This is a genomic window from Pantoea sp. SOD02, from assembly GCF_024707505.1.
In the GTDB taxonomy this organism is placed as follows: Bacteria; Pseudomonadota; Gammaproteobacteria; order Enterobacterales; family Enterobacteriaceae; genus Pantoea; species Pantoea symbiotica.
In genome coordinates this window covers 3,633,440-3,659,478 of the sequence record NZ_CP102604.1, presented here as the reverse complement: position 1 = coordinate 3,659,478, position 26,039 = coordinate 3,633,440, and the positions used below count along the sequence as shown (strand labels likewise).

The window sequence follows — 26,039 nt, the reverse complement described above, 5'->3', positions numbered from 1 at the left end:
TACTGCGCCCCCTTTTTAGGGCGAAAATCGCGCAAAGTGTACCACGCCGGAGATTCCATGAGCCAACTTGAACTGACCAATCGCACGCTGACGCTGCACCGCTTCCCGCCAATGCGTGAGGAAAGCCCGCTACAGGCGTGGGATTCCGCCGATGAATATCTGCTGCAGCAAGAGCTGCCAGAGGGCCCGGTATTGGTGTTCAACGACAGCTTTGGTGCGCTGACCTGCGGGCTGGGCGCACGTCCTGTGTGGCACGTCAGCGATTCGCTGCTGAGCGAACAGGCGGCAAAACAGAACCTGCGTCTCAATGAGATGGATGAAGATCAGGTGCACTTTATCGATAGCCTGGCGCCACTGCCCGCCGCGCCGGCGGTGGTGATGATCAAAATCCCCAAAGCGCTGGCGCTGCTGGAGCATCAACTGCGTGCATTGCGCGAAGTGATCACGCCAGACACGCTGATTCTGGCGGCGGCGAAAGCCAAAGACATTCACAACTCCACGCTGCAGCTGTTCGAGCGTATCCTCGGCGAGAGCAAAACCTCGCTGGCGTGGAAAAAAGCGCGTCTGATTTATAGCCGCTACACCGCGCCTCAATTAGCGGATCAGCCTGCGACCACCGTTTGGCCGCTGGATGATTCTGAATACCAAATCCACAACCATGCCAACGTGTTTTCCCGCGCGTCGCTGGATGTGGGCGCACGCTTCTTTATGCAGCATCTGCCTTTTGACATTGAAGGTGAGATTCTCGATCTGGGTTGCGGCAATGGCGTGATTGGCTTGCTGGCGCTGGAACAGAACCCGAACGCGGACGTGCTGTTTTATGACGAATCCTACATGGCGGTGGCATCAAGCAAACTGAACGTAGAAGTGAACCGTCCGCAGGATATGGCGCGCTGTCAGTTCCGCGTTAACAACGTGCTGAGTGGCTTCCCGTCCGATCGCCTGCACGCGGTACTGTGCAACCCGCCATTCCATCAGCAGCACGCGGTGACCGATCATCTGGCGTGGCAAATGCTGCGTGATGCCAAACGCTGCCTGCAGTATGGCGGCGAGTTGCGCATCGTCGGCAACCGCCACCTCGGCTATCACGTCAAAATGAAAAAGCTGTTTGGTAACTGCGAACTGGTGGCGTCCAACGCCAAGTTCGTGGTGCTGCGTTCGGTCAAACTGCGTTAATTAGATATTCAGCGCCAGTTCGGTCGCCTGAGCTATGGCGCGGCGAGCATCCAGCTCCTGCGCCACATCTGCACCGCCAATCACCCGAACTGATTTACCTCGCGCACTGAGCTGGTCCGCCAGCAGGCGCAGCGGTTCCTGTCCGGCACAAATCACCACGTTATCTACCGCCAGCGTTATCGCTTCGCCCTGATGACGCAGATGTAATCCGGCATCATCAATCTGCAAATACTCTACGTCGCCCCACATCTGCACGCCGTGCGCCTGCAAACTGGCGCGGTGGATCCAGCCAGTAGTTTTCGCTAAGCCTGCGCCCGGCTTGCCGGATTTACGTTGCAGCAGCCAGATTTGCCGATCGGCGGGCTGTGGCTGTGGCGCAATCAAACCGCCACGCGCCTGCAGGCTTCGGTCGATGCCCCAGCTTTGGTAAAAATCATCATGGCTGGATTGATGCAGCAGAAACTCGGCGGTATCAAAACCAATGCCGCCCGCGCCGATAATCGCCACGCGTTTACCCACCGGTTTTTTATCGCGTATGACGTCGAGATAGCTCAGCACGCTGGGATGATCGATGCCGGGAATCGCCAGCTGGCGCGGCAAGATACCGGTGGCGATAATCACTTCGTCAGCAGCTTCCAGTTCGTCTACGTCTACGCGGTGATCCGTCTTAACGGTTACGCCTGCGGCAGCAAGCTGATGACGGAAATAGCGCAGCGTTTCACTGAATTCGGCCTTGCCGGGAATCTGCCGGGCGATATTAAACTGCCCGCCAATTTGTGCGTCGGCTTCGTACAGCGTGACCTGATGGCCGCGCTCCGCCGCCTGCAGCGCGAACGCCATGCCTGCGGGCCCAGCACCCACCACCGCTAACTGCTTCGGCTGTTCGGTGGCGATCACCGGCATCAGCGTTTCATGGCAGGCGCGTGGATTCACCAGACAAGAGGTGACTTTGCCGACAAAGATTTGATCGAGGCAGGCCTGATTACAGGCAATGCAGGTGTTGATGGCATCGGGCTGGCCGGTTCCTGCTTTACGAACGAAAGCCGCATCGGCGAGGAAAGGGCGCGCCATCGAAACCATATCGGCGATGCCGTCACGCAGAAGTTGTTCTGCCACATCGGGATGGTTGATGCGGTTAGTGGCAATGACCGGCACCGACACGCGCTCGCGCAGATGCTGCGTGACCCAGGCAAAACCGGCGCGCGGCACGCAAGTGGCGATGGTAGGAATGCGCGCTTCATGCCAGCCAATACCGCTGTTAAACAGCGTAACGCCACACTGCTCCAGCGCTTGCGCCAGCGACAGCGTTTCCTCGAGCGAACTGCCGTTATTCACCAGATCGAGCATCGACAGGCGGAAGATAATGATGAAGTCGCTGCCAACGGCATCGCGCACCGCTTGCGTCACAGCTAACGCAAAGCGCTGACGTCGCGCCACATCGCCGCCCCAGTCATCCTCACGCTGGTTGGTATGTGCTACCAGAAACTGATTAATCAGATAACCTTCCGAACCCATGATCTCCACGCCGTCATAGCCAGCCTGTTGCGCCAGTTTGGCGCAGTGCGCGAAGTCCTGAATGGTTTGATGGATATCCGCATCGCTAAGCGCTTGCGGCGTAAAAGGATTGATCGGTGCCTGCAACGCCGAAGGGGCAACCAGATCGCGTTGATAGCTGTAGCGGCCAGCATGCAGAATCTGCAGCGCGATTTTCCCACCTTCTGCATGCACCGCATCAGTGATGACGCGGTGCCAGTTGCACTGACTCTCCTGGTTTAGGATCGCTCCGCCTTGTGCCACCACGCCTTGCGGATTGGGCGCAATACCGCCGGTGACAATCAGCGCCACGCCTTCACGCGCGCGCTCAGCGTAGAAGGCGGCGAGACGCTCTGCGCCATCGGCGTGTTCTTCCAATCCGGTATGCATCGAGCCCATCAGAAAACGGTTTTTAAGTTGGGTAAAGCCCAAATCCAGCGGGGCGAACAGGTGGGCATAATGTTCAGACATGATCACATACTCAGAAAGTGGTCGGATGAGTGAACTCTAGCGGGATTTTGCAGGGAAGGAAGTATGTGGCGTTCAGCCTGTGAGAAACTTCAAAAAAAAGCAGGGCGGTAAGTCGCAGACGAAAGTATAGGATTTCTCTCGCCAGGCACGGGAAGAAACCTACTCGCCCTGTAATAGCATGAAGAAGGGGCTAATAAATTAGCTCTGTGGTTGTTAATTCCATTAAAACTCAATCTTTTTAAAAACTGTCCGGGGTAAGGACAAGGCGTATCATGCCATGTCATAACACAATCAATCCGCAAGACTAGTCTTGATTTTTCTTTCAACATGCTCCATTTCGACGTGCAAGCTCAATGATATCAACCAGGTTTTTTGACTCAAGTTTTTGGAATATTTTTGTTTTGTAAGTACTAATTGTTTTATTATTTAATCCCAGTTCGCAAGCGATGGTTTTATTTGACTTTCCTTGAGCTAACTGTCTAAGAATAAAATTTTCACGGTCAGTAAGTCTTGAGAGCATGTCTTGCTCATTCGCATAACGCTGGCGTTTATCCAGAATGTCACCCGGTAGATAATTGACGTTGTTTGATACACAGCCAATGGCGGCGATCAGCGTTTGGATGGGATCATATGTTGATACGAATCCATTTGCACCCTGACTAAGTGACTGTATGGAAGAGGGATTAATTCCTCCCTGGCTTATTATAATAACTTTCATCCAAGTTTTTGATTTAACTATGTCTCGTAAAAATGCAATGCCATTTTTTTCTTTAAAATCAGGATCTAATATTAGTATATCAATGTGTTGATGAATGACGTCATCAATTCCATCGTTAATTGTGTGCGCAGTAGTGACACAATTAAAACCATTCATTAATAATAAAGCCTGCATGCCGGAGGCAACCAAGCGATGCTCATCGATGATGAGAATTTTTGCATTAAACATATCTCTCCCTTTAACGGCACCATAATGATGACGTTGGAGGTCATTATGTCCGGCGAATTAATAGGGCGAACCGAGAAATGTCTCGATAAGATTATGATTCTAAGAAAAGGGAAGATTTTTAAGGTGAAGCTCTGAGAATTCTAATAGATTTAGATTTACACGGTCTAGTTCCAATCTGATTTTCTGCATTAATATCTGCGCATCATAACCCTCCTCCTGATGCACCTCTAATTGGCGTCCTAATTTTACCAGTGCATGCGCATTAAGAATCGCGGCACCACCTTTAAGTTTGTGACCGAGCTGGGAGAGCGAACTCGCTTCTTGCGTATGTTGTAATTCAGTCATTAATTCATCGTGGCTATTACGGATGCTGGCAATCAACGCTAAACAACTTTCAGCATCGCGCTCGGCTAACTGGGTTAAGAGCGGTGGGAAATGGGTAATACCGGTTTCTATCATCCCGGCGGCATCTTCATCCTCAATGAGCTCTACTGCTGCAGAAGATTGCTCTGCATTAGTAGGATTCCGCCGGGTACAGTGTGCAATCTGCGCCAGCAGTCTATCCAGATTTAGAGGCTTAAAAAGACAGTCATCCATGCCGGATTGTAAACAGCGTTGCATTATGTGCTGCTCGGCTGAGGCCGTAAGGCCAAATAACATAATGGGCGGTAAATGATGCTGATGCTCATATTGCCGGAGTGCCTCGGCAAACTGGAAGCCGTTCATTGTCGGCATATTGCAATCAGTTATGATTAAATCAAAACGCAGTGGTGCTTGCTGCCAAAGCGTCAGGGCCTCGGCAGCACTTTCGCTGACAACCACCTGATGACCTGACAACTCAAGCTGCTTGCCAAGTAACAAGCGATTTGGGGCATGATCGTCAATCACCAGCACTGACAGTTTGTCAGAAAACAAGGGATGTGACAGATGTGGTTGTGTCTGATCGCGTGGTTCGCCTTGCGGAGCACGAAAGTAAAAGGAGAAGACAGCTCCTTCGCCTGGTGCACTTTCCACAATCAGTTCTCCATCCAGTAAATGTGCGAGATTACGGCAGATGCTCAACCCTAATCCGGTGCCAAGTTGCTGTTGATGGCGTTCGCCAACCTGCACAAAAGGCTCAAAGATGGCACATTGCTGATCTTCCGTCATACCGCAGCCGTTATCGCTCACCTCAATAACAAATTCGCTGCCTTCCTCCTCCTGCGCGATACCTTGCATTAGCACCACAGTGACCGTGCCTTCGTCGGTAAATTTAATGGCATTGCTTAAAAGATTGGAAAGGATCTGATTGATCATTAATGGATCGGTTTTCACCCAATAGGCAGCAATATCCATTTCCACTCGCAGATCAATCCCTTTGCTTTCGGCTTTGTTGCGGAACAGTGCGACAGCTTGCTCAATGACATCCGGCAAATAGACAGTTTCCGGCGTGGGTTGATAGATACCGGATTCGATCTTTGAAAGATCGAGTACATCACCAATTAATGATAACAATGCGTGTGCTGAACTGTAGGCAACACGAATATTCTCTGAAAGTGAATCCGTGGACTGCGAACGTGTTTCCAGCTCTAGCAAGCCAATAATGGCATGCAACGGGGTGCGGATCTCATGGCTCATACTGGCGAGGAATTCGCTTTTGGAACGATTCGCTTTATCCGCCGCATCTTTTGCCAGCTGCAACTCCTGCAACAGCGCATTACGTTCGGTCACATCCAGCCAGCCACCAATTACGCCTGCTACATCGCCGAGACGATCGCGAAAAGGTAATGTCCAGTTGTAGAGCTGGAGAGGTTGTTGATCAAATACCATATGGATATCGCGCATCACGGCTTCGCCATCGCGCAAGGTTTGCTGATAACCCTCTTCAATACTTTGGATGCTGGCATTATTGCCTGTAAATACGTCGGATAGCCGTTTGCCAATCACCTCTTCACGCTGGAAATTCATATAGCGCAAATAGGCTTTGTTACAGTCAACCAACCGGGTATTTTTGTCGCGAATATACATCGCGACCGGCGATTCATTAAATAGAGTATGGGTGAAATTGAGTTGATTCTTTAACGCATTTTCGGCCTGAATGCGCTGTTGAATGACCTTACGCAAATGACGGTTCCACAACAAAATAAGCACAATCAGCCCGGACGAAACTGAAACAATCATCAGGATCGCCTGTTTATAGTTCTGCCATGAAGCGCTAATAAAAGGGGTTTCTGCCTGCCGCCACTGCGCCAGCAGTTTGAACAGTGTTTCTGGAGGGATCGCTAATAAGGCTTTATTGAGAATGCTGACCAACATTTCATTACCGGGCTCAACACGCATAACGAAACGTGCTGGATCGGCACCCAGCGTACTCTCAACATGTAACGCATCGCCAAAATGATTACGTAGCAGATAATCTGCAAAAATTTTTGGCAGCACTACGGCATCAATCTTGTGCTCTTGCAACTGGCGCAGGGCATCAATTGGATCATCACTGTTAGCTAAACTAAGGTGGGGATAATGCTGCAACATCCACTCTTTCATCGTTTGATTGCTCAGCATTAGTACTGAGCCAAAGGGGAAGGAATCGCGTCCGACGATATTGCGGGGTTTCTGATTGCGGATGATCACCCAATGCGATACCAGCCATGGTCGGGTTGTTAACTGAGGATGCGCCTCGTCTTCCCGATCCAGGATATCCATGGGAAACAGGCGAGGAGAATTATATTTATCGCTGGAAGGTGATGCTGCTCCCAACGCATGATTACTGAAATTCAAACCGGTCAGATTGGCGATCAGTTCCAGCACATCAACACTCATGCCGAGGAAGGGCATTTTCGCTGTACGGCTACTTAACGGGGCTAATTTGGTCGGTAATAAGGTGCTTATACGTGAGTGATCCTTCAGCCACTGCTCCTCTTCCAGGGTTAATGCGAGTGGATTACGTTGCAAAACATGGTGAACATCAAGCTGCCAGCGTTTGGCTATCTGCATGCGAATAGACAGCGGAATTTGCTGCAATGCCTTATCAACCGCTTTCGCCAGCAAGGGAAAGTGTGGACTAATGCCAAAGCTAACGTTCATTGGAATACTGTGTGCGTCTGGCGCTATTTTAAGCGCATTAGCAAACAGATATCGGTTGAGATGATTTAGCGTTGCGGCATTTCCCCAAACCTGCCCAGTCTGATTAAAAACCACGGACGCAACTGCATCATAATAGCCAGGAAAGCGCACCAGTTGGTCGCCATGATAGTTACTTTCCAGATATTCGCGTCGTTGCGGTGCTCCGGACCAGGCGATACGTTGGCCCTGTGAAGGACTCAGGCTGATTGCGTGTTCTGCTTTAAAGCCAACCACGCTGTAATCCAACATCCATGGTGCACTTGAGATCAACTGTTGTGGCGATGAAGTGGGTAACACAACATTGATCGCCAGCATCTGCATCTCGCCACTGAGCACGGCTTTCTGCGCGGCGCTGTAGTCAGGGTAGTAATAGAGCTCGATGGTGGTATCGAGCATGCTTTGTATCAGGGAGAGATAATCGGCACTCAGCCCTTCAAAACGTCGCGTGTCGGTATCCATAAATAAAGGAGGCTGCGGCTGACCCGCTACTGCGACTTTGATCACTTTGTTGCGAAATTCCGAAGGAATGGGTTCGGCTAATTGCAATGCGGGTTGCGCAGTATCATATCGAGCCAGAAGCTGCAGTGTTTTTTCCGTTGCAGATGATGTACAGGAAAATAAAGCGACCAGCAATAGCACTGTCCGGCGAAAACTTGCGATCGAATTGAGCACGGCAACATCTCGAAAAAATTAATGATATTAATTACAGTGAGGGAATTGGAGTATAGAGATATTTGAATGCTTCTCTCGTTCTATTTAAGTGGCATCAATGTTTTGCGACCATTCTCAAAAAAACAGCCTGCTGATAAAGAAAATGCTTGAGTAATTAAAAGTGTGTTTTTTGTTAATTGTTCATTTTATTCAAAGTGTTAACTGCAAATCATCCTTTCAAGACAATTCTTATGTGGTCTTATTGTGTAGTTAAGTCAGAATTTTCGCAGTTTGACGTGAGTGGACAGCCTAAAAATCCATTACGCTGAGAATAGAAAACCAGTCAAGCAATGTGAATTATTCACTCTCTGGCGAAATAGTTTTGTGAATTATAATGATGAGATAAATAAGTTATCTCAATTTTCACGTCTCAATATCATCAGGTCACTTCAACCGGTGTGGTTATCACAATTGGACAAAGTTAAAATTGCAATAAAGGAATGTTTAAATGGTATATGCACACAATAAACAAGTGCGTGTTGCTGTCCTTGATGATCACCCAATGGTCCGTACCGTTTTCGAGTTGTGTTTAAAACATGAGCCCGATATTCATTTGGTGGGAACCTGGGCTTCAAGTAATGAATTATTCAATCAGCTAAGAAATACCGTGGTTGATGTGCTGGTACTGGATTTCCTGCTGGGTGAGCGTGAACTGGATGGTTTGGCGTTGGTGAAACAATTGCGTAATCACTATCCGCAGCAAAAAATTCTCATCTCATCCTCAATGGAAAGTCCTGCCATCGTCAAAATGGTGCTCAGCGCGGGTGTGAAAGGTTTTATTGGTAAAAGCCACAACATGCAGGAAATTACGCATGCGATTCGTCAGGTGGCGCAGGGACGTTTGTTCTTGTCCAAAGAAGTCGCTTACGAAGTGGAGAATCTCTATGTAATGAGCGAAGAGTCACTGGATGATAGCCTCGATTTCAGCAGCAAAGGCAACATGTATGAGAAGGTGAAAACCCTCAGTCCGCGCGAAGTGGAAGTGGTGCGTTGTTTCCTCGACGGTTTGAGCGTGTCGCAAATTGCCGTGAAGTTTAAACGCAGTCGTAAAACCGTGAGCGGACAGAAACAATCTGCGCTGAAAAAACTCGGTTTGCGCTCCGATTCTGAGCTGTTCAAATACAGCCACGACCTGATGTCAGGCTATTAATTCTGTTCTGCGGCGGCCAATTACGGCCGCCTTTTTTCCTTTCTACATCACATACTTCACGTTCCAGGTAACACCTTCCCGTAACATGCCTTTAGGTGATCCTCATCACAGTTTAAAGCTGCATAACCCGGTCTGATGGCCCCCATTGCGACAGCACTTATGGGGATGTTATGAATATCGATACGCAATCCGGCGTAATCACCGGAAAAAAACAAGTCAGCGTTGCGCAGCAGCAGGTGAAATGGGACGGCAAAGGTACGCTGGTTCGCATTACGCGCGGCGGCATTTGTGGCTCCGATCTGCATTACTATCAGGAAGGTAAGGTCGGCAGTTTTGAGATCAAAATGCCGATGATCCTTGGGCATGAAGTGATCGGCTACGTGGTCGAGAGCGATAACCCGAATCTCAAGCCTGAGCAAAAAGTCGCGGTTAATCCCTCCAAGCCCTGTGGTGCGTGCAAATATTGCCAGCGCGATCAGGAAAACCAGTGCACTACTATGCGCTTCTTCGGCAGCGCCATGTATGTGCCACACGTTGATGGCGGTTTCACTCAATATAAAGTGGTCGATAGCGCGCAATGCGTGCCATTCCCGCAGGATGCTGATGAAACAGTCATGGTATTTGCTGAGCCGCTGGCCGTTTGCATTCACGCCACGCAGCAGGCGGGCGATCTCACCGGCAAGCACGTGTTTATCTCGGGCGTGGGGCCAATTGGCTGCCTGATTGCGGCCGCAGCAAAAGCACGCGGTGCCGCCTCCATTGTGTGCAGCGATATCAGCGAGCGTTCACTGGAGATGGCGCAGCAGATGGGCGCAACCGACGTGATTCATGCCGCAGAGGGCGATTTCGCGCCATACCTCGCCGACAAAGGCTATTTCGATGTGGCGTTTGAAGCCTCAGGCCATCCTTCTTCGCTGCAGCGCTGCCTTGATGTGGTGTGCGCCAAAGGCACGCTGGTGCAGGTTGGCATGGGCGGCACCATCCCCAATTTCCCGATCATGGCGCTGATTGCCAAAGAGATTAATCTGGTCGGCTCATTCCGCTTTACCCATGAATTCAACACCGCCGTCGAATGGCTGGCTACTGGCGTGGTAAATCCGTTGCCGCTGTTCAGCGGCGAGTTCGCCTTGCAGGATATTGATGCCGCGCTGCAGTTTGCCGGCGATAAAACCCGTGCCGCTAAAGTTCAGTTAACTTTCTAAGGAGCAGTGATGAGCCAGTTATTTTCCCTCGAAGGCAAGCGTGTGCTGCTAACCGGTTCGGCGCGTGGTATTGGATTCCTGCTGGCGCGCGGCTTAGCGGAAGCCGGTGCCGAAGTGATCGTCAACGCCACCACGCATGAAGGCGCAGAGAAAGCTGCAACCCAATTGCGCGAGCTCGGATTCCGTGCACATGCCAAAGCGTTTGATGTCACCCAATCGGCGCAGGTTAAGCAGGCGGTGGATGAGATTGAAGCGGAGTGGGGCGCGATTGATGTGCTGGTAAACAATGCCGGCATTCAGCGCCGCCGACCTTTCCTGGAATTCCCGGAGCAGGACTGGAATGACGTCATTGCGGTAAACCAGACTGCCGTATTCCTGGTTTCACAAACCGTGGCGAAAAAAATGGTTGAGCGTCAGCAGGGTAAAATCATCAATATTGGTTCGATGCAGAGCGAATTAGGGCGCGACACCATCACGCCTTACGCGGCCTCCAAAGGCGCGGTGACCATGCTGACACGCGGCATGTGCGTAGAGCTGGCGCGTCACAATATTCAGGTCAACGCTATTGCGCCGGGCTATTTCGTTACTGAGATGACTCAAGCATTGGCTGACGATCCTGCTTTTACTGGCTGGCTCACCAAGCGCACGCCAGCCGCACGCTGGGGCAAGCCGGAAGAGCTGATTGGCGCGGCGGTATTCCTCGCTTCAGGTGCGTCGAACTTCGTTAACGGGCATCTACTGTTCGTTGACGGTGGCATGCGCGTCGCGGTGTGATGCCTGTGCGCGGCTGGCGTTATCGTCGGGCCGCGCCTAAACCTTAATCACCCCTCTGTATTCCTAAGGATAATAAAAAATGCCAATAACCATCATTGTGCTGGGTGTGATACTGCTGCTGGTGTTGATGATTGTATTTAAGGTCAATGGTTTCATTGCGTTGGTGTTTGTCTCGGCGGTGGTCGGTATCGCCGAAGGCATGACGCCGCTGAATGTGATGGCCTCGATCCAGAAAGGTATCGGCTCCACGTTAGGCGGATTAGCGATGATCCTCGGCTTCGGCGCCATGCTGGGGCGGCTGGTTTCCGATACCGGTGCCGCTCAACGGGTGGCCACCACGTTGATCGCCGCGTTTGGTAAAGAGCGGCTGCAATGGGCGCTGGTAGTGACCGGACTGATCGTCGGGCTGGCGATGTTCTATGAGGTCGGCTTCGTACTGCTGCTGCCGCTGGTATTCACTATCGTGGCGGCTGCCGGTTTGCCGCTGCTGTATGTTGGTGTGCCGATGGTGGCCGCGCTCTCGGTCACACACTGCTTCCTGCCGCCGCATCCTGGCCCAACGGCGATTGCCACCATCTTTGGCGCCAATCTCGGTACAACGTTGCTCTACGGCATGATAATCACCATTCCAACAGTGATTATTGCCGGGCCGGTTTTCTCGAAGTTCCTTAAAAGCTTCGAGAAGTCACCACCGGAAGGTTTGTATAACCCAAAAATCTTCACCGAAGAGGAGATGCCGGGCTTTGGTATCAGTATCTTTGCCGCAGTCATTCCCGTGGTACTGATGGCGATTGCCGCCGTCTTCGAGTTGACCACGCCGAAAGAGAACGCGCTGCGTCAGTTCTTCGAATTCATCGGTAATCCGGCGGTAGCGCTATTTATCGCGGTGGTAATTGCGGTGCTGACGTTGGGGCTGCGCAATGGCCGTAAGATGGAAGAAGTGATGGATATGTGCGGCGAATCGATTGCCGCCATCGCCATGATCATCTTTATCATCGCAGGCGGCGGCGCGTTCAAACAGGTGCTGGTGGACAGCGGCGTGGGTAACTACATCGCCGATATGATGAAGGGATCGTCACTGTCACCGCTGCTGATGTGCTGGACGGTGGCGGCGATGCTGCGCGTGGCGCTGGGTTCAGCTACGGTGGCGGCCATCACCACCGCCGGTATTGTGACGCCGATTATCGCAGCCACGCACGCCGATCCGGCCTTAATGGTGCTGGCGGTGGGTTCCGGCAGCGTGATCGCTTCACACGTTAACGATCCCGGCTTCTGGCTGTTCAAAGGCTACTTCAACCTGAGTGTGGTGGAAACCCTGAAAACCTGGACGGTGATGGAAACGTTGATCTCGATTCTCGGTTTAGCCGGCGTACTGGCGCTCAACGCAATAATTCACTGATCGACAAGGCTTCACAAGGATGTGAAGCCCTCAACCACGCGTGCGGATCCACGAGAAACGTGACTGATAGCCGCTGTCAAAATGGGTGTTGTAGCGATAGCTGGAACCCGATTCCGCCATGCAATAAGTACAGACGTTCAACACCTCAATATGTTCCGCCACTATTCCCCGCTGTAACAACAAGCGCCGCGCCAGATTAGGCAAATCAAACCAGATTCCATCTTGCTGGGCACGCGCCTGCGGACGGATCGCTTGTGCGTTATGCGGCTGCTGAGTGGAATAGGGTAACGGCGGAAGATCGTGACGATCCTGCATCTGTGTCACCAGATCGTTACCCAGCTCATAGCAGCACGGCCCGATCGCCGGACCGATGACCACACGCAGCGTTTCACGGCTGGCGTCGCGTTCCAGCAGACGATCAATCGCGTTGTTCAACACGCCGCCGAGCGTGCCTTTTAATCCGGCGTGCACTGCCGCCACTTGCTGCTGTTGCGGATCGGCAAATAACACCGGCAGGCAATCGGCGGTATACACCGCGACCGGCAGATGATCTTCGCCAATCAAACCATCTGATTCGCAACGCTTAGGCGGGATGTTTTGATTAGCCAGCAGCACATTGGCGCTGTGACGCTGTTGGCCGTAAGCGGCATTGGCTGGAACGGGTTGGCCCGCCGGCTGAAAGGCATATTCCAGCCAGGAAAACTCATTCAATAGTCTTGATCGTGGTCCGCTGTGCGGGTGCTGTGCCATAAGTGTCTCCTCTCACCAAACGGCTGCATTCTGCTGCCCACAGCTTACGTTAACTGCTACATTTTTAAAGCTTTACAAAAACTGACCCTAATCACTTAAGGATGAAATGATGAAGAAAACCACTTTGCTGGCGGCGTCCGGCTTAATCGCGTTGGCGTTGACCGGTTGCGCGCAACCTGCCAAACAGCAGGCTCAGCAACAGCTCGGCCAGCAATCGGTACTGGCAGTGAACTGGTTCCAGCAATCCGGCGAATATCAGGCATTGAGCTGGCAGGCGTTTAACAGCGCGCGCATGGCTTTTGATCAGGCGCCATCGCTGGCGGGTAAACCGAAAGCGGTTATCGTCGATTTAGATGAAACGATGATCGATAACAGCGCCTACAGCGCGTGGCAGGCAAAAAATGGCCAGCCCTTCTCGGGTAAAACCTGGTCAGCATGGACGCAGGCACGTCAGGCAACCGCCGTGCCGGGCGCAGTGGAGTTTGCTAACTACGTCAACAGCCACGGTGGCACCATGTTCTATATCTCCAACCGCGATCAAAAAGACTATGCCGCAACGGTGGAGAACCTGAATAAGTTGGGCTTCAGCGGCGTGAGTGAGAAGACGGTGCGCCTGAGCACCGGCAATTCCAACAAGCAAGAGCGCTTCGATGCGGTGAAAAACGCCGGTTACAACGTGGTGTTGTATGTGGGCGACAACCTGAATGACTTTGGCGGTTCAACCTGGCATCAGGGAAATGCGCAGCGTCAGCAGTTCGTGAGCCTCAACCATCAGCGTTTTGGCACCCAATTCATCGTGTTACCGAACCCGCTGTATGGCGACTGGGAAAGTGGCATGGCAGAAAACTACAACAAACTAACGCCTGAACAGCAATTGCAGGTGCGTGAAGCGCGTATGAAAGCGTGGAACGGTAAATAATTCGTCAGGTGAAATAGCGTCTGCTTAGGCAGGCGCATTCATGTCCTCTTCAGGTCCAGTTATATTTACACTCCTGCGTAACTATTATTCCCCTCATTGTTTTCCTGATCTCTTGCTTAATTTACTGAGAATGAATAGTGAATTATATTGCCTTTCTGGCGCAATGGCAGTGAATACCGCTAATCATAAGTTTTGTAATTAGGAATCTTCCCAGCTCAAAAGGTTTAATTCTTATCGCCACTTGAAAGGCATAACATTATTACGTGTATATTTTTGTAATTGCATTACGAATATTATATTTAAAGATGCTCTTATTTAACTGTTAATAATGATTTTTATCGATATCGCCGATTGCTTATCCAATTGCATAAACTTACAGAATTCATACGTTTACTGAAGTTTTGCTTACCAAAAGACTCGCTTTGTCGACGTCAGAAATATTCCTGATGCAACACTATGCTTAAGCGTCTATAAACAATTTCTGTGAGGAAGTTCTGCTTTCATCCTCAATTGTTCTCCATGGCCGCGTTTAATGACGTCGCTATTTTCCTGAAAGCGATATTTATAAACGTTGAGAGAAGATTATTGTGACGACCCTGAAACCCTTATTAGCGATAAATCGCAGTCTGGCTTTGCAGCGCCGCGCGCGGTTAATTCAGCAATCTGCAGAGGAATCAACGCCATGAATTTAAGCACGCTTCGTCAGGATATTCCGGCTGGTTTGGTGGTGTTTCTGGTCGCGCTGCCGCTCTGTCTTGGCATCGCGCAGGCGAGTGGATTGCCACCCTTTGCTGGTCTGTTAACCGGTGTGATTGGCGGTTTGCTGGTTACTGCGCTGAGCCCGTCGCGCTTTGCCGTCAGCGGCCCGGCGGCGGGTTTGGTGACGATTGTGGTCGCATCGATCGCCACGCTAGGAAGCTTTTCCGCCTTTCTCACCGCGCTGATTCTGGCGGGTGTGTTGCAGTGCCTGTTTGGCTTACTGCGTGCCGGACGTTTTATCGCGCTGGTGCCGAGCAGCGTGATTAAAGGCATGCTGGCGGCGATTGGTATTCTGCTGATCATGCAGCAAATTCCGGTGGCATTCGGCGCGGCCGGCGATGTCGAGCTGCTGTCGCTGGTTAACGGGGAGTTTCAATTTTCGAGCAGCGCGATGCTGGTTGCTGGCGTGGGTTTAGTCATTCTCTGGCTGTGGACCACGCCGCTGATTAAATCGGTTAAAGCGCTGAGCTGGATGCCCGGTCCGCTGGTGGCGGTGCTGGTGGGCTGTGCCGCCACGGTATTTGGCGATCGTCTGTTCCCGGCGCTGGCAGAAGGCTTACCGCGCATCACGCTACCTGCGTTCGATAGCATGTCGGCGCTGATTGAGGAGCTGGAAACGCCAGACTGGCAAGCGTGGCAGAACCCTGCGGTGTGGATGGTGGCGATAACGCTGGCGCTGGTCGCGAGCCTTGAAACCCTGCTCAGCCAGGAAGCGCTGAAGAAACTGCGTCCGCAAAATCCCGCTCCTTCTCCCAACAAAGAGATGTTTGCGCAGGGCGTTGGTAACCTGACGGCTGGTTTCCTTGGCGCGATGCCGATTACTGCGGTGATCGTGCGCAGTTCGGTGAACGTGAGCGTTGGCGCGCAAACCAAGCTGTCGATTCTGATTCATGGTGTGCTGCTGTTAATCTGCGGCCTGTGGTTCAGTAATCTGCTCAACGCGATTCCCCTTGCCAGCCTCGCGGCGGTACTACTTTATACCGGCTATAAGCTGGCCACGCCGCGCCTGTTCATTGAGCAGATACGCATGGGGCCGCAGCAATATGTGCCATTCCTTGCCACTATCGGCGGGATTATTGTGTTTGGCATGCTGGCCGGCATTGGAATTGGCATCGCTACCCAAATTCTCTACAGCATCTATAAAAGCCATCGCAACGCCTTGCAGCTCACGCGTCATGATGGTCACTACGTTTTACGCCTCAAGCAAAATCTGACCTTTATGCACAATCCGAAACTGCAGGGATTGCTGGCGGAGATTCCGGAAAACAGCGTGGTCGTTGTGGATAACGATAACGCCGAGTATATGGATCCCGACGTTAAAGCGGTGCTAAAAGACTTTGGTGAAAACGCGCGTGAACGTGGCATTCGTCTAAGTCAGTGGCCTGTTGCGGTGAAATAGCAATAAGTCCGCGCTGGAATAGCGGTTTTAAAACGAAAAATCGGATATCTCGGATAGCCGATTTTTTTCTTTACAGGGCATAATTGCCGCAAGTTTGATCCTTTGTCTCTGGTGTTTCCACAATGCCATTTGGCCCGACGCTGCTGTTTATGGCAGGTTGAGCGCCGTCCAGCCGCAGAGTAGGATGACGAACACTTGCTTAATTACCGAATCATCGCACGGTTATTTCCGGTTTAATGCTTGCTGATGCCTATGGCTGATGGCGGCACTTTCCAGGTTACAGGGTTCAGACGTATGCGCGTTATGCTGTTTGAAGAGAATAATTTTAAAAAGAATGCTCTCACGCTGTTCTTCATTACGCTGTTTTTCTGCTTTATCGGCAGCCATTTACGCATCCCCGAAGAGTTCTCTCTGTTCTGGCCGGTGAATGCGCTGGTGGCGGGACTGATAGTGCGGAATCCGTTTTTGCACACCACCTCCAGTTATCTGGTGTGTTTCAGTGCGATGGTTTTTAACGACACGGTATTTTCCGGCTGGGCGCTACCAGCGTTTACCGTCAATTTTGCCAATATTCTGTTTATCCTCGTCGCGGTCAGCATGCTGATCAAACATCTGCAGCGTCCTTCCGCTAACAGTCAGGTATTCAATGCGATGCGCATATTTCCCGCCTGTTTTCTTGGCGCTGCGGCGTGTGCGACCTGGGGCGCATGGGCGCAGGATATCGATTTCAATGCGCGCTTTATCGTGGCGTGGGGCGACTGGTTTAGCGAACAGTTCTCCACTTCGCTGATGCTGCTGCCGGTGATGCTGGCGCGCCCGCTGCGCACCGTTTCACCGCGCACCTTGCTGCATCCCGGTAAACTGCTGCCGCTGGCAGCGGTCATCTTGTCGCTGATCGTTGGAGCATTGATTGGCGGGGCAGGCAGCCTGACATTCCCGGTTCCTGCGCTTATCTGGTGCGCTATCGTGTTGCCGATTCCGTTGACCAGTTTGGTAATCCTGATAACCGGTATCACCGAGATTGTGCTGGTGTCGCACGGCGTCATGAACATTCAGGGTGACGATGCACTGCTGCCGATTAGCCATCTCACCTCCGCACGCCTCGGCGTCGCTACCGTCGCGCTCAGCCCATTGCTGGTGGCGGTGAGCATGGATGCCATCCGCCAGCTGAATCATCGCCTTGCTCTGCGCGCTAATTTTGATTTCCTCACCCAATTGCTGTCCCGTTCCGGTCTGTATGAAAGTCTAAGAAATGAACCTTTTTCGTTACAGCGGGAAGCGGGCGTAGTGATGCTCGATGTCGACTATTTCAAGGCTATTAACGACAATTTCGGCCACGATGCCGGTGATTGCGTATTGGAAGAGATTGCGCGGCGCATTCAGCGCGTGGTCGGTAATCGTGGCATGGTATGTCGATTCGGTGGCGAAGAGTTTGTGATGGTGATGTTCGATTGTAGCCATAGCCAGCTCTATCAACTTGCTGAGACAGTGCGCCAGGCGATGGTTAAAGAGAAGTTCTGGATTCAGGGCAACACGGTAACGGTAACCGCCAGTTTAGGTCTGGCGCGCGGCAGTGCGCAGAGCGAACGTGAATGGCCTGGCGTAATTAATCGTTTAGTGTCAGCGGCGGATAAGAATCTCTATCTCTCTAAACGTAATGGCCGTAATCAAACCTCACCGGCGATGGAGCCGCGAAGCATGATGAATGACGTGGCCTGAGCCACGTCCGCCTTTTACACGCTGCTTTTCAGTTGGCTGGTCTGCTGATGGCGCTGCTGTGCCAGCTCAATCAGACGTGAAATCAGATCGCTGTAGCTTAAGCCCGCCGCCTGCCATAACTTCGGATACATGCTGATGTTGGTGAAGCCGGGCAAGGTGTTCACTTCATTAACAATGATCTCGCCGCTTTCCGTCAGGAACACGTCAACACGCGCCATACCAAAACACTCCAGCGCCTGAAACGCGGTAATCGCCACTTGACGAATTGCCTCGCTGGCTTCATCGCTGATCGCTGCTGGCACCACTACTTGCGCGCCGCTTTCGCTGATATATTTGGTGTCGTAGGAGTAGAAGGCATCATGGACTACCACTTCGCCGCACGGGCTGGCTTCTGGTGCATCGTTGCCGAGCACCGCACACTCAATCTCGCGTCCCTTGATCCCTTGCTCGATTAAGACTTTGCGGTCAAACGTAAAGGCCAGATCCAGCGCAGCATCGAACGCTTCAGCGCTGTCCACTTTGCTTACGCCGACGGACGATCCCTGATTAGCCGGTTTGATAAACAGCGGCAGACCAAAGCGCGCAATCACGGCCTCAGCATTAATACTCGCACGCTGTGCCTGCGTCACGCTCAGCCAGGGGGCGACGTTCAGCCCGGCATCACGCAGCAGGCGCTTGGTGAAATCTTTGTCCATGCTGACTGCAGAACCGAGCACGTCAGAGCCGACAAACGGCAGATTCGCCATACGTAATAAGCCCTGTAGCGAACCATCTTCACCCAGCGTGCCGTGCACGATGGGGAAAATGACATCCAGCTGTGACAACGGCTGCGCTTGCTGACGGGTAATCAACTGCTGGGACGAACTTCCTGGTACCAGCGCGACATTTTCACCTGAACGATTAAGGGCAATCAGCTTCGGATTCTCAGCGTTGAGCAAAAATCCTGATGCATCATTGAGATGCCATTCACCCTGTTTATCAATGCCCAGTAACACCACGTCATACTTGCTCTTATCGATGGCTTCGAGGATGTTTTTGGCTGATTGTAATGACACTTCATGCTCGGCTGATTTGCCGCCAAACACGATCCCTACGCGCTGTTTTACCATTGCTATTCGTCCGATTGCGATAAAGCGAGCCAGTAAGATAACACGCCCAGGACAGCCATCAACAGCCTTGCTTTTTCCTGAATAACACCGTGTAAAACAACCCCTCTCAGCGCGCTCAGTCACGAGTTTAAACAATTATTCATAACCGTTTGAGACAAGTCTTGGACGGCTGAAAACCTGCCTTCTGTCAGAATTTTCCCAATTCAAACAGGTGCAACGGTGGGCAATGTGCTCACCGTTTTTTGTCAGGTTTACAGGAGTCGGGAAATGGTCGACCAGAAGCAGGATGCTGTGGAGCAGGATGCGCGTTCTGTTGCTCGTATTGAAACCACGGTAGATGACACGCTGTTAAAAAGTGTGGCTTGGATCTGCAAACACTACAAACGCGAGAAAAGTGAAGAAGCGCTGGTGGCAGGGTTGCCAAAAGCGACATTGCTCTCCCCATCACAAGCCATGACAGCGTTAGAGAATGCCGGTATCACAGGCGGCATGGTCGAGCGTCGTCTACAGGATCTTCCGGAACAGTTAATGCCGATGATTCTGCTGCGCAAAGAGGGCGGCGGTTGCATTGTTCTGTCACGGCGTATTCATACCAATGAGGAGAACCAACGCGAGTTGCGCTTCCAACTGGTGATGCCAGAAGTCAGCGCGGCCGCAGTCGAGATGAGCCTGGCAGAACTCAATGAGATCTACGCCGGCTTTGCTGTTATGGCGAAGCCCACGGCGATCATTGATGAGCGCGCCAGTGAAATGCTGCCGGAAGTTAAGGGCCATTGGCTATTTAGCACGTTGTGGCGTTATCGCCGTTATTACCGCAGCGCCGCAATTGCAGCGGTATTGATCAACGTCCTCGGTCTTTCCAGCATCTTCTTTACCATGAACGTTTATGACCGCGTGGTACCGAACCAGGCATTCGTGACGCTGTGGTCGCTGGCCATTGGCGTCACCATTGCGATGATCTTCGAAGCAATTACGCGCTTTGTGCGTGCGCATCTGCTGGATATGGCCGGTAAAAAAGCCGATTTAGTGCTCGGCAGTATGCTGTTCCGCCAGGCGCTTTCCATCCAGATGGAGCATAAACCGGCTTCCTCGGGTACCTTCGCCAACCAGATTCGTGAGTATGAATCGGTACGTGACTTCGTGGCGTCCGCCACGCTGGCGGCGATTTCCGATCTACCCTTCATTCTGATGTTTGTCGGCGTGATCTTCTTTATCAGCGGTCCGCTGGCGATCATTCCACTCATGATGATCCCGCTGATCATCATCGTCAGTGCGGCGATCCAGTGGCCACTGGCGCGCATCATGAAAGAGAATTTGCGTGACGCTTCACTGAAACAAGGTGTGCTGATCGAGTCGGTTGAAGGAATGGAAACGCTGAAAGCAGTTGGCGGCGAAGCGCACATGCAGCGCCGCTGGGAAAACTTCAGCGCACTGCAATCGGCTAACTCGATGAAATCCAAACGCTACTCGACGTTGGCGACCGGCGTGGTGACGTTCCTGCAGCAGTTCCAGACGGTGATGTTGGTGGTGGCCGGTGTTTATCTGATCAACGAAGGCACCTTTACCATGGGTGCGATGATCGCCACCGTAATGTTAGCCAGCCGCGCCACCGGCCCGCTCGGCCAGGTTATTGGTCTGGCGGTACGTTATCAGCAGGCAAAAGCCGCGTTAACCTCGCTCAATAAGCTGATGGAGATGCCTGTCGATCGTGACAGCAGCAAAACCTATCTCACCGATCCGCCGCTAAGTGGCGAGATCACGCTGACCAACGTCAACTTCTCCTATCCAGCACCGCCTATGAAGCCGAACCCGGAGATTCTCAAAGATATCTCGTTGAGCATCAAAGCCGGAGAACGCATAGCGATTCTCGGCCGCATCGGTAGCGGTAAATCCACCTTATTACGTGTGATGGCGCGTCTCTACCAGCCGGTGAAGGGCCAGCTTTCAGCCGATGGTCTGGATGTAAACCAGATTGATCCTGCGGACTGGCGCAAGGCTGTTGGCTTTGTCGGGCAGGATGCGCGCCTGTTCTACGGCACGCTGCGCGAGAACGTGATGATTGGGCGTCCAGACGCTACCGCTAATGAGTTGCTGCGCGTACTGAATCTCACCGGTTTGGATCATGTCGCCGCACGTCATCCAAGCGGGATCAATTTAACGGTCGGCGAGGGCGGTGAAGGCTTGTCCGGCGGTCAACGTCAGTTGGTTTCTCTGGCGAGAACACTGTTAACGCGTCCCAAAGTACTGCTGATGGATGAGCCAACCAGCGCCATGGATAGCATGACGGAAAATCAGTTCCTCGCGCATTTACGTCGTGCCAGTGAAGGACACACGTTGATTGTCGTGACGCATCGCCCATCCATTCTGGCGCTGGTTGATCGCATCATCGTGGTGGAAGAAGGAAAAGTGGTCGCGGACGGACCTAAAGAGCAGGTTCTGGCGGCGCTGGAAGGAAAAAATAAAGCGCGCCAACAACCGCGTCAGGCGGTTGAACCGGCGGTACGTGAGCCAGCTCCCGCTAACGATGCTTCGGCGGTGCCAATGCCAGCGGAAGCAGCAGCAGAGGAGGCTGCAGTATGAGCAAGTTAATGCCATGGCGTAAGAGCGCGAAAGGGATGTCCGCCGCTGATGCCGAATTTATGAATGACGTGCAGGCTTCTCTGCTTTCACAAACCACGCCCGGTTCCAAGCTGGTGATGTGGATCATCATCGCGGTGTTAGGCGTGGGCATTACCTGGGCCAACTACGCGCGGGTGGAAGAGATCACCAAAGGCGATGGCAAGGTCATTTCACGCAGTCGTGAACAGGTCATTCAAAGCCTGGAGGGCGGCATTCTGGCGGAAATGAATGTGCGTGAAGGTACGGTGGTGGATCGCGGTGATGTGCTGCTGAAAATTGACCCGACGCGCGCGCAATCCAGCTATCGCGAAGTCCTGAGCAAAGTGGTGGGTCTGAAGGGGAGTATTGCGCGCCTTCGTGCTGAAGCCTATTCACTACCACTGGCGTTTGATGAGCAGGTGAAGAGCGATCCAGCTGTGGTGGCGCAGGAAACCAAAGCCTATGAATCGCGTAAACGTGCGTTAAGTGACAGCATCAATTCATTGCAACGTAGTTACGCACTTTCGATGCGTGAGATTCATCTGGCTGAGCCATTAGCGGCCAAAGGTCTGTTGTCGGAAGTCGAACTACTGCGCATGCAGCGTCAGGCAAATGACATCCAGGCGCAAATCGTTGAACGTCGTAACCGCTATCAATCTGATGCTCACACCGAGCTGGGCCGCCTGGAATTAGAACTGAGCCAGGTGAGCGAAAACCTTATTGGTCGTGCCGATATCGTTGATCGCACCACGATTGTGGCGCCGGTGCGCGGTACAGTGAAAAACGTGCGCGTGAACACCATTGGCGGGGTTATTCAGCCTGGTGAGCACATCCTCGAAATCGTTCCTCTGGAAGAGCAGCTGCTGGTGGAAGGGAAAATCCGTCCGTCGGATGTCGCCTTCCTGCGTCCTGGTTTGCCTGCGAAGGTGAAAATCACTGCCTATGACTTTGCCATTTACGGCGGACTTGATGGGCACGTGGAGTACATCAGTCCGGACACGTTGAAAGACGATCAAAAAGCGGCCAGTGGACGCCCGGATGATACCTACTATCGGGTACTGATCCTGACGGACAAAAGCACGCTGCACGCGGGCAATAAAGAGCTGCCGATCATTCCCGGCATGATCGCTACCGTCGAAGTGCGCACGGGTGAGAAAACCATTCTCGATTACCTGCTGAAGCCGGTCCTGAAAGCCAAAGAAGCATTCCGCGAGCGTTAATAATCATGAAAAATAATAACAAGATGCGCCATGCACAGGCGCGTCATCTCTCTCTGCTTGCCGTTTGTGTTGCGGTGGTGATGGCACCTGCTGTCAACGTAATGGCTGATTCCACCAGTGAGTTGATGATGTTTGCGGAAATGAGTGGTCAACGTCCGGTGGCACCAGCTCCAGCGCCGGTGCGAACTCAGCCTTTGCCGGTTCCTGTGGCACCAGTGTCTGCTCCACCGGCATCTGCGGCAAACGTTGCGCGACCAGTAATCGCTACGCCAGCGCAGCAGCCGATCTTCGCTGAAAGGCAGATACCTGCGGCCGCTATTACTCAGCCGGTTCAGCCGTCAGCTGCGCCAATTGCGATAGCTGAAGCTCCGCAACAGCTTAAGGCCGTCGAACGTGCGGCAACGATCAGCGCCAACCCGAGCCAGCCGGCTGAAATTCAGGGTGGCGGTTTCCTGACTGAGGAACAGCGTCGTCCCGAGCCAAAGCCGTTCAATCCGCTGCAACCGGCGCGGAACGTGAGTCAGCCTCAACCTGCGCAAACCTCAACTTATGCTCCAGTGGAAAGCCCACAGGCAAATATCAATTTTGTAAGCACGCCTTCAGCCGATGCTGCAGTGACTTCCCCGGTGACGCTGAGCGGTGGGGCTAATGAAACGGTTGCCGAGAGTGAAATTCGTCAAAAGTTTCTCTCAGCGGCGCGCATTACCTGGCGTATTAGCCCCTCGCTGAAGTCCTACATCGCTCAGGGTGATGCGGCTGAAGCCAGCGTAGATGAAGCAAAAGGCCAGCGCTGGCCGCAGGTTGATGTCAGCGCCGCATCCGCCACCAAAGAGTTTGGTAGTGGCACGAAGAATTATGAATACCAGGGGAATACGCCATCATTAGGTGTTTCAGTGGCGACCAACCTTATCGACTTTGGCCAAACCAGTCGCACCATTGAAAGTCGTGAAGAGCGCGTTAAATCAGCCTTACAGTCAGTGCAGGCACAGCGTGAAGATCTGGCGATGCAGGTAAGTAATGCGTTGATTGAGTGGAATAAACAGCAGCATGTCATTGCCATCAGCAAACAATATCTGGGGCGTATGGCAGAACTGACTAAAATGCTCAGCGGCATTGTTCAGTCAGATACCGGACGTCGTAGTGAACTGACGCAGGCAAAAGGGCGTTTGCTGCAAGCGCAAAGCTATCTGGAAAATGCCGAATCGCGCGCACGTGATGTAGAAATCACCCTGAATCGCCTGATGGGCAACAGCCGCGTGACTTTACCAGCCAGCGATAAGTGGGCACTTTCCTTTGGCGATTTAAATCGCCAACTGACTAGCCTGGACGTGCATCCATTGATCTTGCGCGCCAGCGCCGAAGAGCGAGCGGCCTTCAAAGAGGCGGAGGCGATCAAAGCTTCGGGTCTGCCAAAGCTCAACTGGACGGTTAGCAAAAACACCCGTGAAGATCAGCTCGGGCGCCAGCAGGCATGGCAAACCGGCCTCAACGTGAGCTGGGGCTTATTCCGCGGTGGTTCGACCAATGCACAGGAAATTGCGGCGATTAAGCGTGCCGAAGCGAGCCGTCAGCAGGTGCAGGAGCAGCGCCGCGATCTGGAAAACCGTGTACGCGCTGCCAGCCAGAATGCACACTCAACAGCGGAACGCGCCGTGCTGTACAAAAACCTGATTGTGGAATCCGACCGTATTCGCAAGGACTTCTTTGATCAGTGGTATCACTTAGGCCGCCGTTCATTGCTGGACGTATTGAGCGCAGAAAGCGATCTGTACAACAACCAGGTCAGTGAAGTCAGCAACCGTTTCGATAGCTATGCCGCCATTATCAGCGGGTATGCTAACTCGGGCACATTGAGTCGTTGGTTAACGACCGGACGATAAACTGGCACATAAACCCGCTTCGGCGGGTTTCTTGTCCTTAACCCAACGTAAACGAACGGGCTTTTTGAGTTGGCAACGCGGCGCAAACCACTTTAGAATCGCGGCGAATTTTTACCCAAGAGGAGAACGGCATTGGACACTTGTCCCACACGATTACAGCAGGACCTCGCGGTAAGATAGCTTTCACGCTGTCTTAACTGCGCGTTAAGACGGTGGATTTCCTTCCAGAATCACCCCTTTTCATAAGCACAATGCAGCTGATTCCCAGCGGTATTCGCACTGTCTGTAATCCATTTTTTAACCTGTTGTTCCGCAAATAAAGAGCTGCGGAGTGAGGTCTATCATGGATTGGAAAATCTTTTTACTGCGCGTCACAGTCGCGCTGGTTTTGGGCGCGCTGATTGGTAGTGAGCGCCAGTTACGTCAACGCATGACCGGATTGCGCACCAATGCGCTGGTCAGCACCGGCGCTTGTCTCTTCGTTCTGATGACACAAAGCGTGCCAGGTATCGCCACCGATGCGTCGCGCGTTGCAGCATATGTAGTATCCGGTATCGGATTCCTCGGCGGTGGCGTGATCATGCGGGATGGCTTAAACATTCGCGGATTGAATACCGCCGCCACCTTGTGGTGCACCGCCGCCATTGGCGTGCTGTGCAGCATGGGATTGCTGCTGGAGGCAACAATCGGCTGCATGGTGATTTTGTGCGCGAATATTCTGCTGCGTGAATTGGCTTTGGGAATTAACCGTCAAACCATCGTCTCAGCCGCCGAAGCGATACAACACTACAAAGTACAAATCATCTGCCTCGCGCAGGATGAAGTTCAGGTTCGCAGCTTGATGCTGCACACGCTCGGCGGCAGCGGCCTACGGCTACAATCACTGCACAGTGAAGATATGGATCCGCCGCATCGCATGGAAGTAAATGCCGAGGTGATTGGTAATCCGACGTTAACCGATCAGCTTGAAAGCCTGGTGAGCCGTATTAGCCTGGAGAAAGGGGTGAGTTCGGTAAGATGGCAGGTGAGTGAGTTGGAGCGTGATTAATCTTTTAGCAAACGTGACGCCATTTAATCGCCACTTTGAATGAAGAAGAAAAAGCCATCTTGAAAGAGGTGGCTTAATAATATGAATTTATTTGCTCAGCGCTTTCCTGCTCGATGGCAATTCAGCCTGTAATTTTCCAATTATCCGCACCGCTCGTTTTTTCTTGCCATGAGT

The 26,039-nt window shown here is 52.5% G+C and carries 17 protein-coding genes; 12 read left to right on the top strand and 5 right to left on the bottom strand.

Going from position 1 to position 26,039, the window contains the following annotated elements:
- The first annotated feature begins 57 nt into the window (after positions 1–57).
- Positions 58–1,176, top strand: coding sequence for a 23S rRNA (guanine(1835)-N(2))-methyltransferase RlmG (gene rlmG, locus NR302_RS16865; protein ID WP_008103480.1), 1,119 nt, complete (start codon positions 58–60; stop codon positions 1,174–1,176).
- Here rlmG and NR302_RS16860 read toward each other — a convergent pair whose 3' ends face one another.
- The 3 genes from NR302_RS16860 to NR302_RS16850 all read right to left on the bottom strand — a co-directional run bounded on the left by NR302_RS16860 (position 1,177) and on the right by NR302_RS16850 (position 7,900).
- Positions 1,177–3,180: an NADPH-dependent 2,4-dienoyl-CoA reductase gene (locus NR302_RS16860; RefSeq protein WP_258144031.1), complete on the bottom strand. Its 2,004-nt coding sequence runs from the start codon at positions 3,178–3,180 to the stop codon at positions 1,177–1,179.
- Between the two features lie 322 nt (positions 3,181–3,502).
- Positions 3,503–4,126: a response regulator transcription factor gene (locus NR302_RS16855; protein ID WP_258144030.1), complete on the bottom strand. Its 624-nt coding sequence runs from the start codon at positions 4,124–4,126 to the stop codon at positions 3,503–3,505.
- A 99-nt stretch (positions 4,127–4,225) separates the two neighbouring features.
- Positions 4,226–7,900 carry an ATP-binding protein gene (locus NR302_RS16850; RefSeq protein ID WP_258144029.1) on the bottom strand — a complete coding sequence of 1,225 codons (3,675 nt, stop codon included), beginning with the start codon at positions 7,898–7,900 and terminating at the stop codon, positions 4,226–4,228.
- Positions 7,901–8,387: 487 nt separating this feature from the next.
- On the opposite strand from NR302_RS16850, the gene NR302_RS16845 reads away from it, so the two are divergent.
- From NR302_RS16845 to NR302_RS16830, 4 genes are all read left to right on the top strand, one after another.
- Entirely contained in the window at positions 8,388–9,089 is a 702-nt protein-coding gene (locus NR302_RS16845; RefSeq protein WP_222185364.1) for a response regulator transcription factor, read from the top strand.
- Positions 9,090–9,259: 170 nt separating this feature from the next.
- Positions 9,260–10,291, top strand: a complete 1,032-nt coding sequence (idnD, locus tag NR302_RS16840) for an L-idonate 5-dehydrogenase (RefSeq protein WP_154155036.1) — start codon at positions 9,260–9,262, stop codon at positions 10,289–10,291.
- A gap of 9 nt (positions 10,292–10,300) precedes the next feature.
- Positions 10,301–11,065 (top strand): gluconate 5-dehydrogenase, encoded by a 765-nt coding sequence (gene idnO, locus NR302_RS16835; protein ID WP_061720380.1) that lies wholly within the window; start codon positions 10,301–10,303, stop codon positions 11,063–11,065.
- A gap of 79 nt (positions 11,066–11,144) precedes the next feature.
- Complete coding sequence (locus tag NR302_RS16830) at positions 11,145–12,464, top strand: gluconate:H+ symporter (RefSeq protein WP_008103467.1); 1,320 nt, start codon at positions 11,145–11,147, stop codon at positions 12,462–12,464.
- A gap of 30 nt (positions 12,465–12,494) precedes the next feature.
- Here the strand turns inward: NR302_RS16830 and NR302_RS16825 are convergent, their stop codons facing one another.
- Positions 12,495–13,214 carry a polyphenol oxidase family protein gene (locus tag NR302_RS16825; RefSeq protein ID WP_258144027.1) on the bottom strand — a complete coding sequence of 240 codons (720 nt, stop codon included), beginning with the start codon at positions 13,212–13,214 and terminating at the stop codon, positions 12,495–12,497.
- Positions 13,215–13,323: 109 nt separating this feature from the next.
- Between NR302_RS16825 and NR302_RS16820 the strand changes: the two genes are divergently transcribed.
- The 3 genes from NR302_RS16820 to NR302_RS16810 all read left to right on the top strand — a co-directional run bounded on the left by NR302_RS16820 (position 13,324) and on the right by NR302_RS16810 (position 18,010).
- Positions 13,324–14,133 carry a 5'-nucleotidase, lipoprotein e(P4) family gene (locus tag NR302_RS16820; RefSeq protein WP_256698452.1) on the top strand — a complete coding sequence of 270 codons (810 nt, stop codon included), beginning with the start codon at positions 13,324–13,326 and terminating at the stop codon, positions 14,131–14,133.
- 682 nt (positions 14,134–14,815) lie between these two features.
- Complete coding sequence (locus NR302_RS16815) at positions 14,816–16,291, top strand: SulP family inorganic anion transporter (protein WP_258144026.1); 1,476 nt, start codon at positions 14,816–14,818, stop codon at positions 16,289–16,291.
- Positions 16,292–16,585: 294 nt separating this feature from the next.
- Entirely contained in the window at positions 16,586–18,010 is a 1,425-nt protein-coding gene (locus NR302_RS16810; protein ID WP_061720376.1) for a sensor domain-containing diguanylate cyclase, read from the top strand.
- 14 nt (positions 18,011–18,024) lie between these two features.
- On the opposite strand, the gene ddlA is transcribed toward NR302_RS16810, so the two are convergent.
- Positions 18,025–19,119 (bottom strand): D-alanine--D-alanine ligase, encoded by a 1,095-nt coding sequence (gene ddlA, locus NR302_RS16805; RefSeq protein ID WP_258144025.1) that lies wholly within the window; start codon positions 19,117–19,119, stop codon positions 18,025–18,027.
- A 267-nt stretch (positions 19,120–19,386) separates the two neighbouring features.
- On the opposite strand from ddlA, the gene NR302_RS16800 reads away from it, so the two are divergent.
- The 4 genes from NR302_RS16800 (at position 19,387) to NR302_RS16785 (ending at position 25,865) form a co-directional block, all read left to right on the top strand.
- Entirely contained in the window at positions 19,387–21,699 is a 2,313-nt protein-coding gene (locus NR302_RS16800) for a type I secretion system permease/ATPase (protein WP_258144024.1), read from the top strand.
- Positions 21,696–22,937 (top strand): HlyD family type I secretion periplasmic adaptor subunit, encoded by a 1,242-nt coding sequence (locus tag NR302_RS16795; protein ID WP_258144023.1) that lies wholly within the window; start codon positions 21,696–21,698, stop codon positions 22,935–22,937. The genes NR302_RS16800 and NR302_RS16795 overlap by 4 nt, the downstream gene beginning before the upstream one ends.
- Positions 22,938–22,942: 5 nt before the next feature.
- Positions 22,943–24,817 carry a TolC family protein gene (locus NR302_RS16790; RefSeq protein WP_258144022.1) on the top strand — a complete coding sequence of 625 codons (1,875 nt, stop codon included), beginning with the start codon at positions 22,943–22,945 and terminating at the stop codon, positions 24,815–24,817.
- 343 nt (positions 24,818–25,160) lie between these two features.
- Positions 25,161–25,865, top strand: coding sequence for an MgtC/SapB family protein (locus NR302_RS16785; protein ID WP_008103447.1), 705 nt, complete (start codon positions 25,161–25,163; stop codon positions 25,863–25,865).
- Positions 25,866–26,039 lie beyond the last annotated feature (174 nt).

Coding starts and splice junctions, on each gene's coding strand:
- rlmG (WP_008103480.1), top strand. CDS start 58: ATGAGCCAACTTGAACTGACCAATCGCACGCTGACGCTGCACCGCTTC.
- NR302_RS16860 (WP_258144031.1), bottom strand. CDS start 3,180: ATGTCTGAACATTATGCCCACCTGTTCGCCCCGCTGGATTTGGGCTTT.
- NR302_RS16855 (WP_258144030.1), bottom strand. CDS start 4,126: ATGTTTAATGCAAAAATTCTCATCATCGATGAGCATCGCTTGGTTGCC.
- NR302_RS16845 (WP_222185364.1), top strand. CDS start 8,388: ATGGTATATGCACACAATAAACAAGTGCGTGTTGCTGTCCTTGATGAT.
- idnD (WP_154155036.1), top strand. CDS start 9,260: ATGAATATCGATACGCAATCCGGCGTAATCACCGGAAAAAAACAAGTC.
- idnO (WP_061720380.1), top strand. CDS start 10,301: ATGAGCCAGTTATTTTCCCTCGAAGGCAAGCGTGTGCTGCTAACCGGT.
- NR302_RS16830 (WP_008103467.1), top strand. CDS start 11,145: ATGCCAATAACCATCATTGTGCTGGGTGTGATACTGCTGCTGGTGTTG.
- NR302_RS16825 (WP_258144027.1), bottom strand. CDS start 13,214: ATGGCACAGCACCCGCACAGCGGACCACGATCAAGACTATTGAATGAG.
- NR302_RS16820 (WP_256698452.1), top strand. CDS start 13,324: ATGAAGAAAACCACTTTGCTGGCGGCGTCCGGCTTAATCGCGTTGGCG.
- NR302_RS16815 (WP_258144026.1), top strand. CDS start 14,816: ATGAATTTAAGCACGCTTCGTCAGGATATTCCGGCTGGTTTGGTGGTG.
- NR302_RS16810 (WP_061720376.1), top strand. CDS start 16,586: ATGCGCGTTATGCTGTTTGAAGAGAATAATTTTAAAAAGAATGCTCTC.
- ddlA (WP_258144025.1), bottom strand. CDS start 19,119: ATGGTAAAACAGCGCGTAGGGATCGTGTTTGGCGGCAAATCAGCCGAG.
- NR302_RS16800 (WP_258144024.1), top strand. CDS start 19,387: ATGGTCGACCAGAAGCAGGATGCTGTGGAGCAGGATGCGCGTTCTGTT.
- NR302_RS16795 (WP_258144023.1), top strand. CDS start 21,696: ATGAGCAAGTTAATGCCATGGCGTAAGAGCGCGAAAGGGATGTCCGCC.
- NR302_RS16790 (WP_258144022.1), top strand. CDS start 22,943: ATGAAAAATAATAACAAGATGCGCCATGCACAGGCGCGTCATCTCTCT.
- NR302_RS16785 (WP_008103447.1), top strand. CDS start 25,161: ATGGATTGGAAAATCTTTTTACTGCGCGTCACAGTCGCGCTGGTTTTG.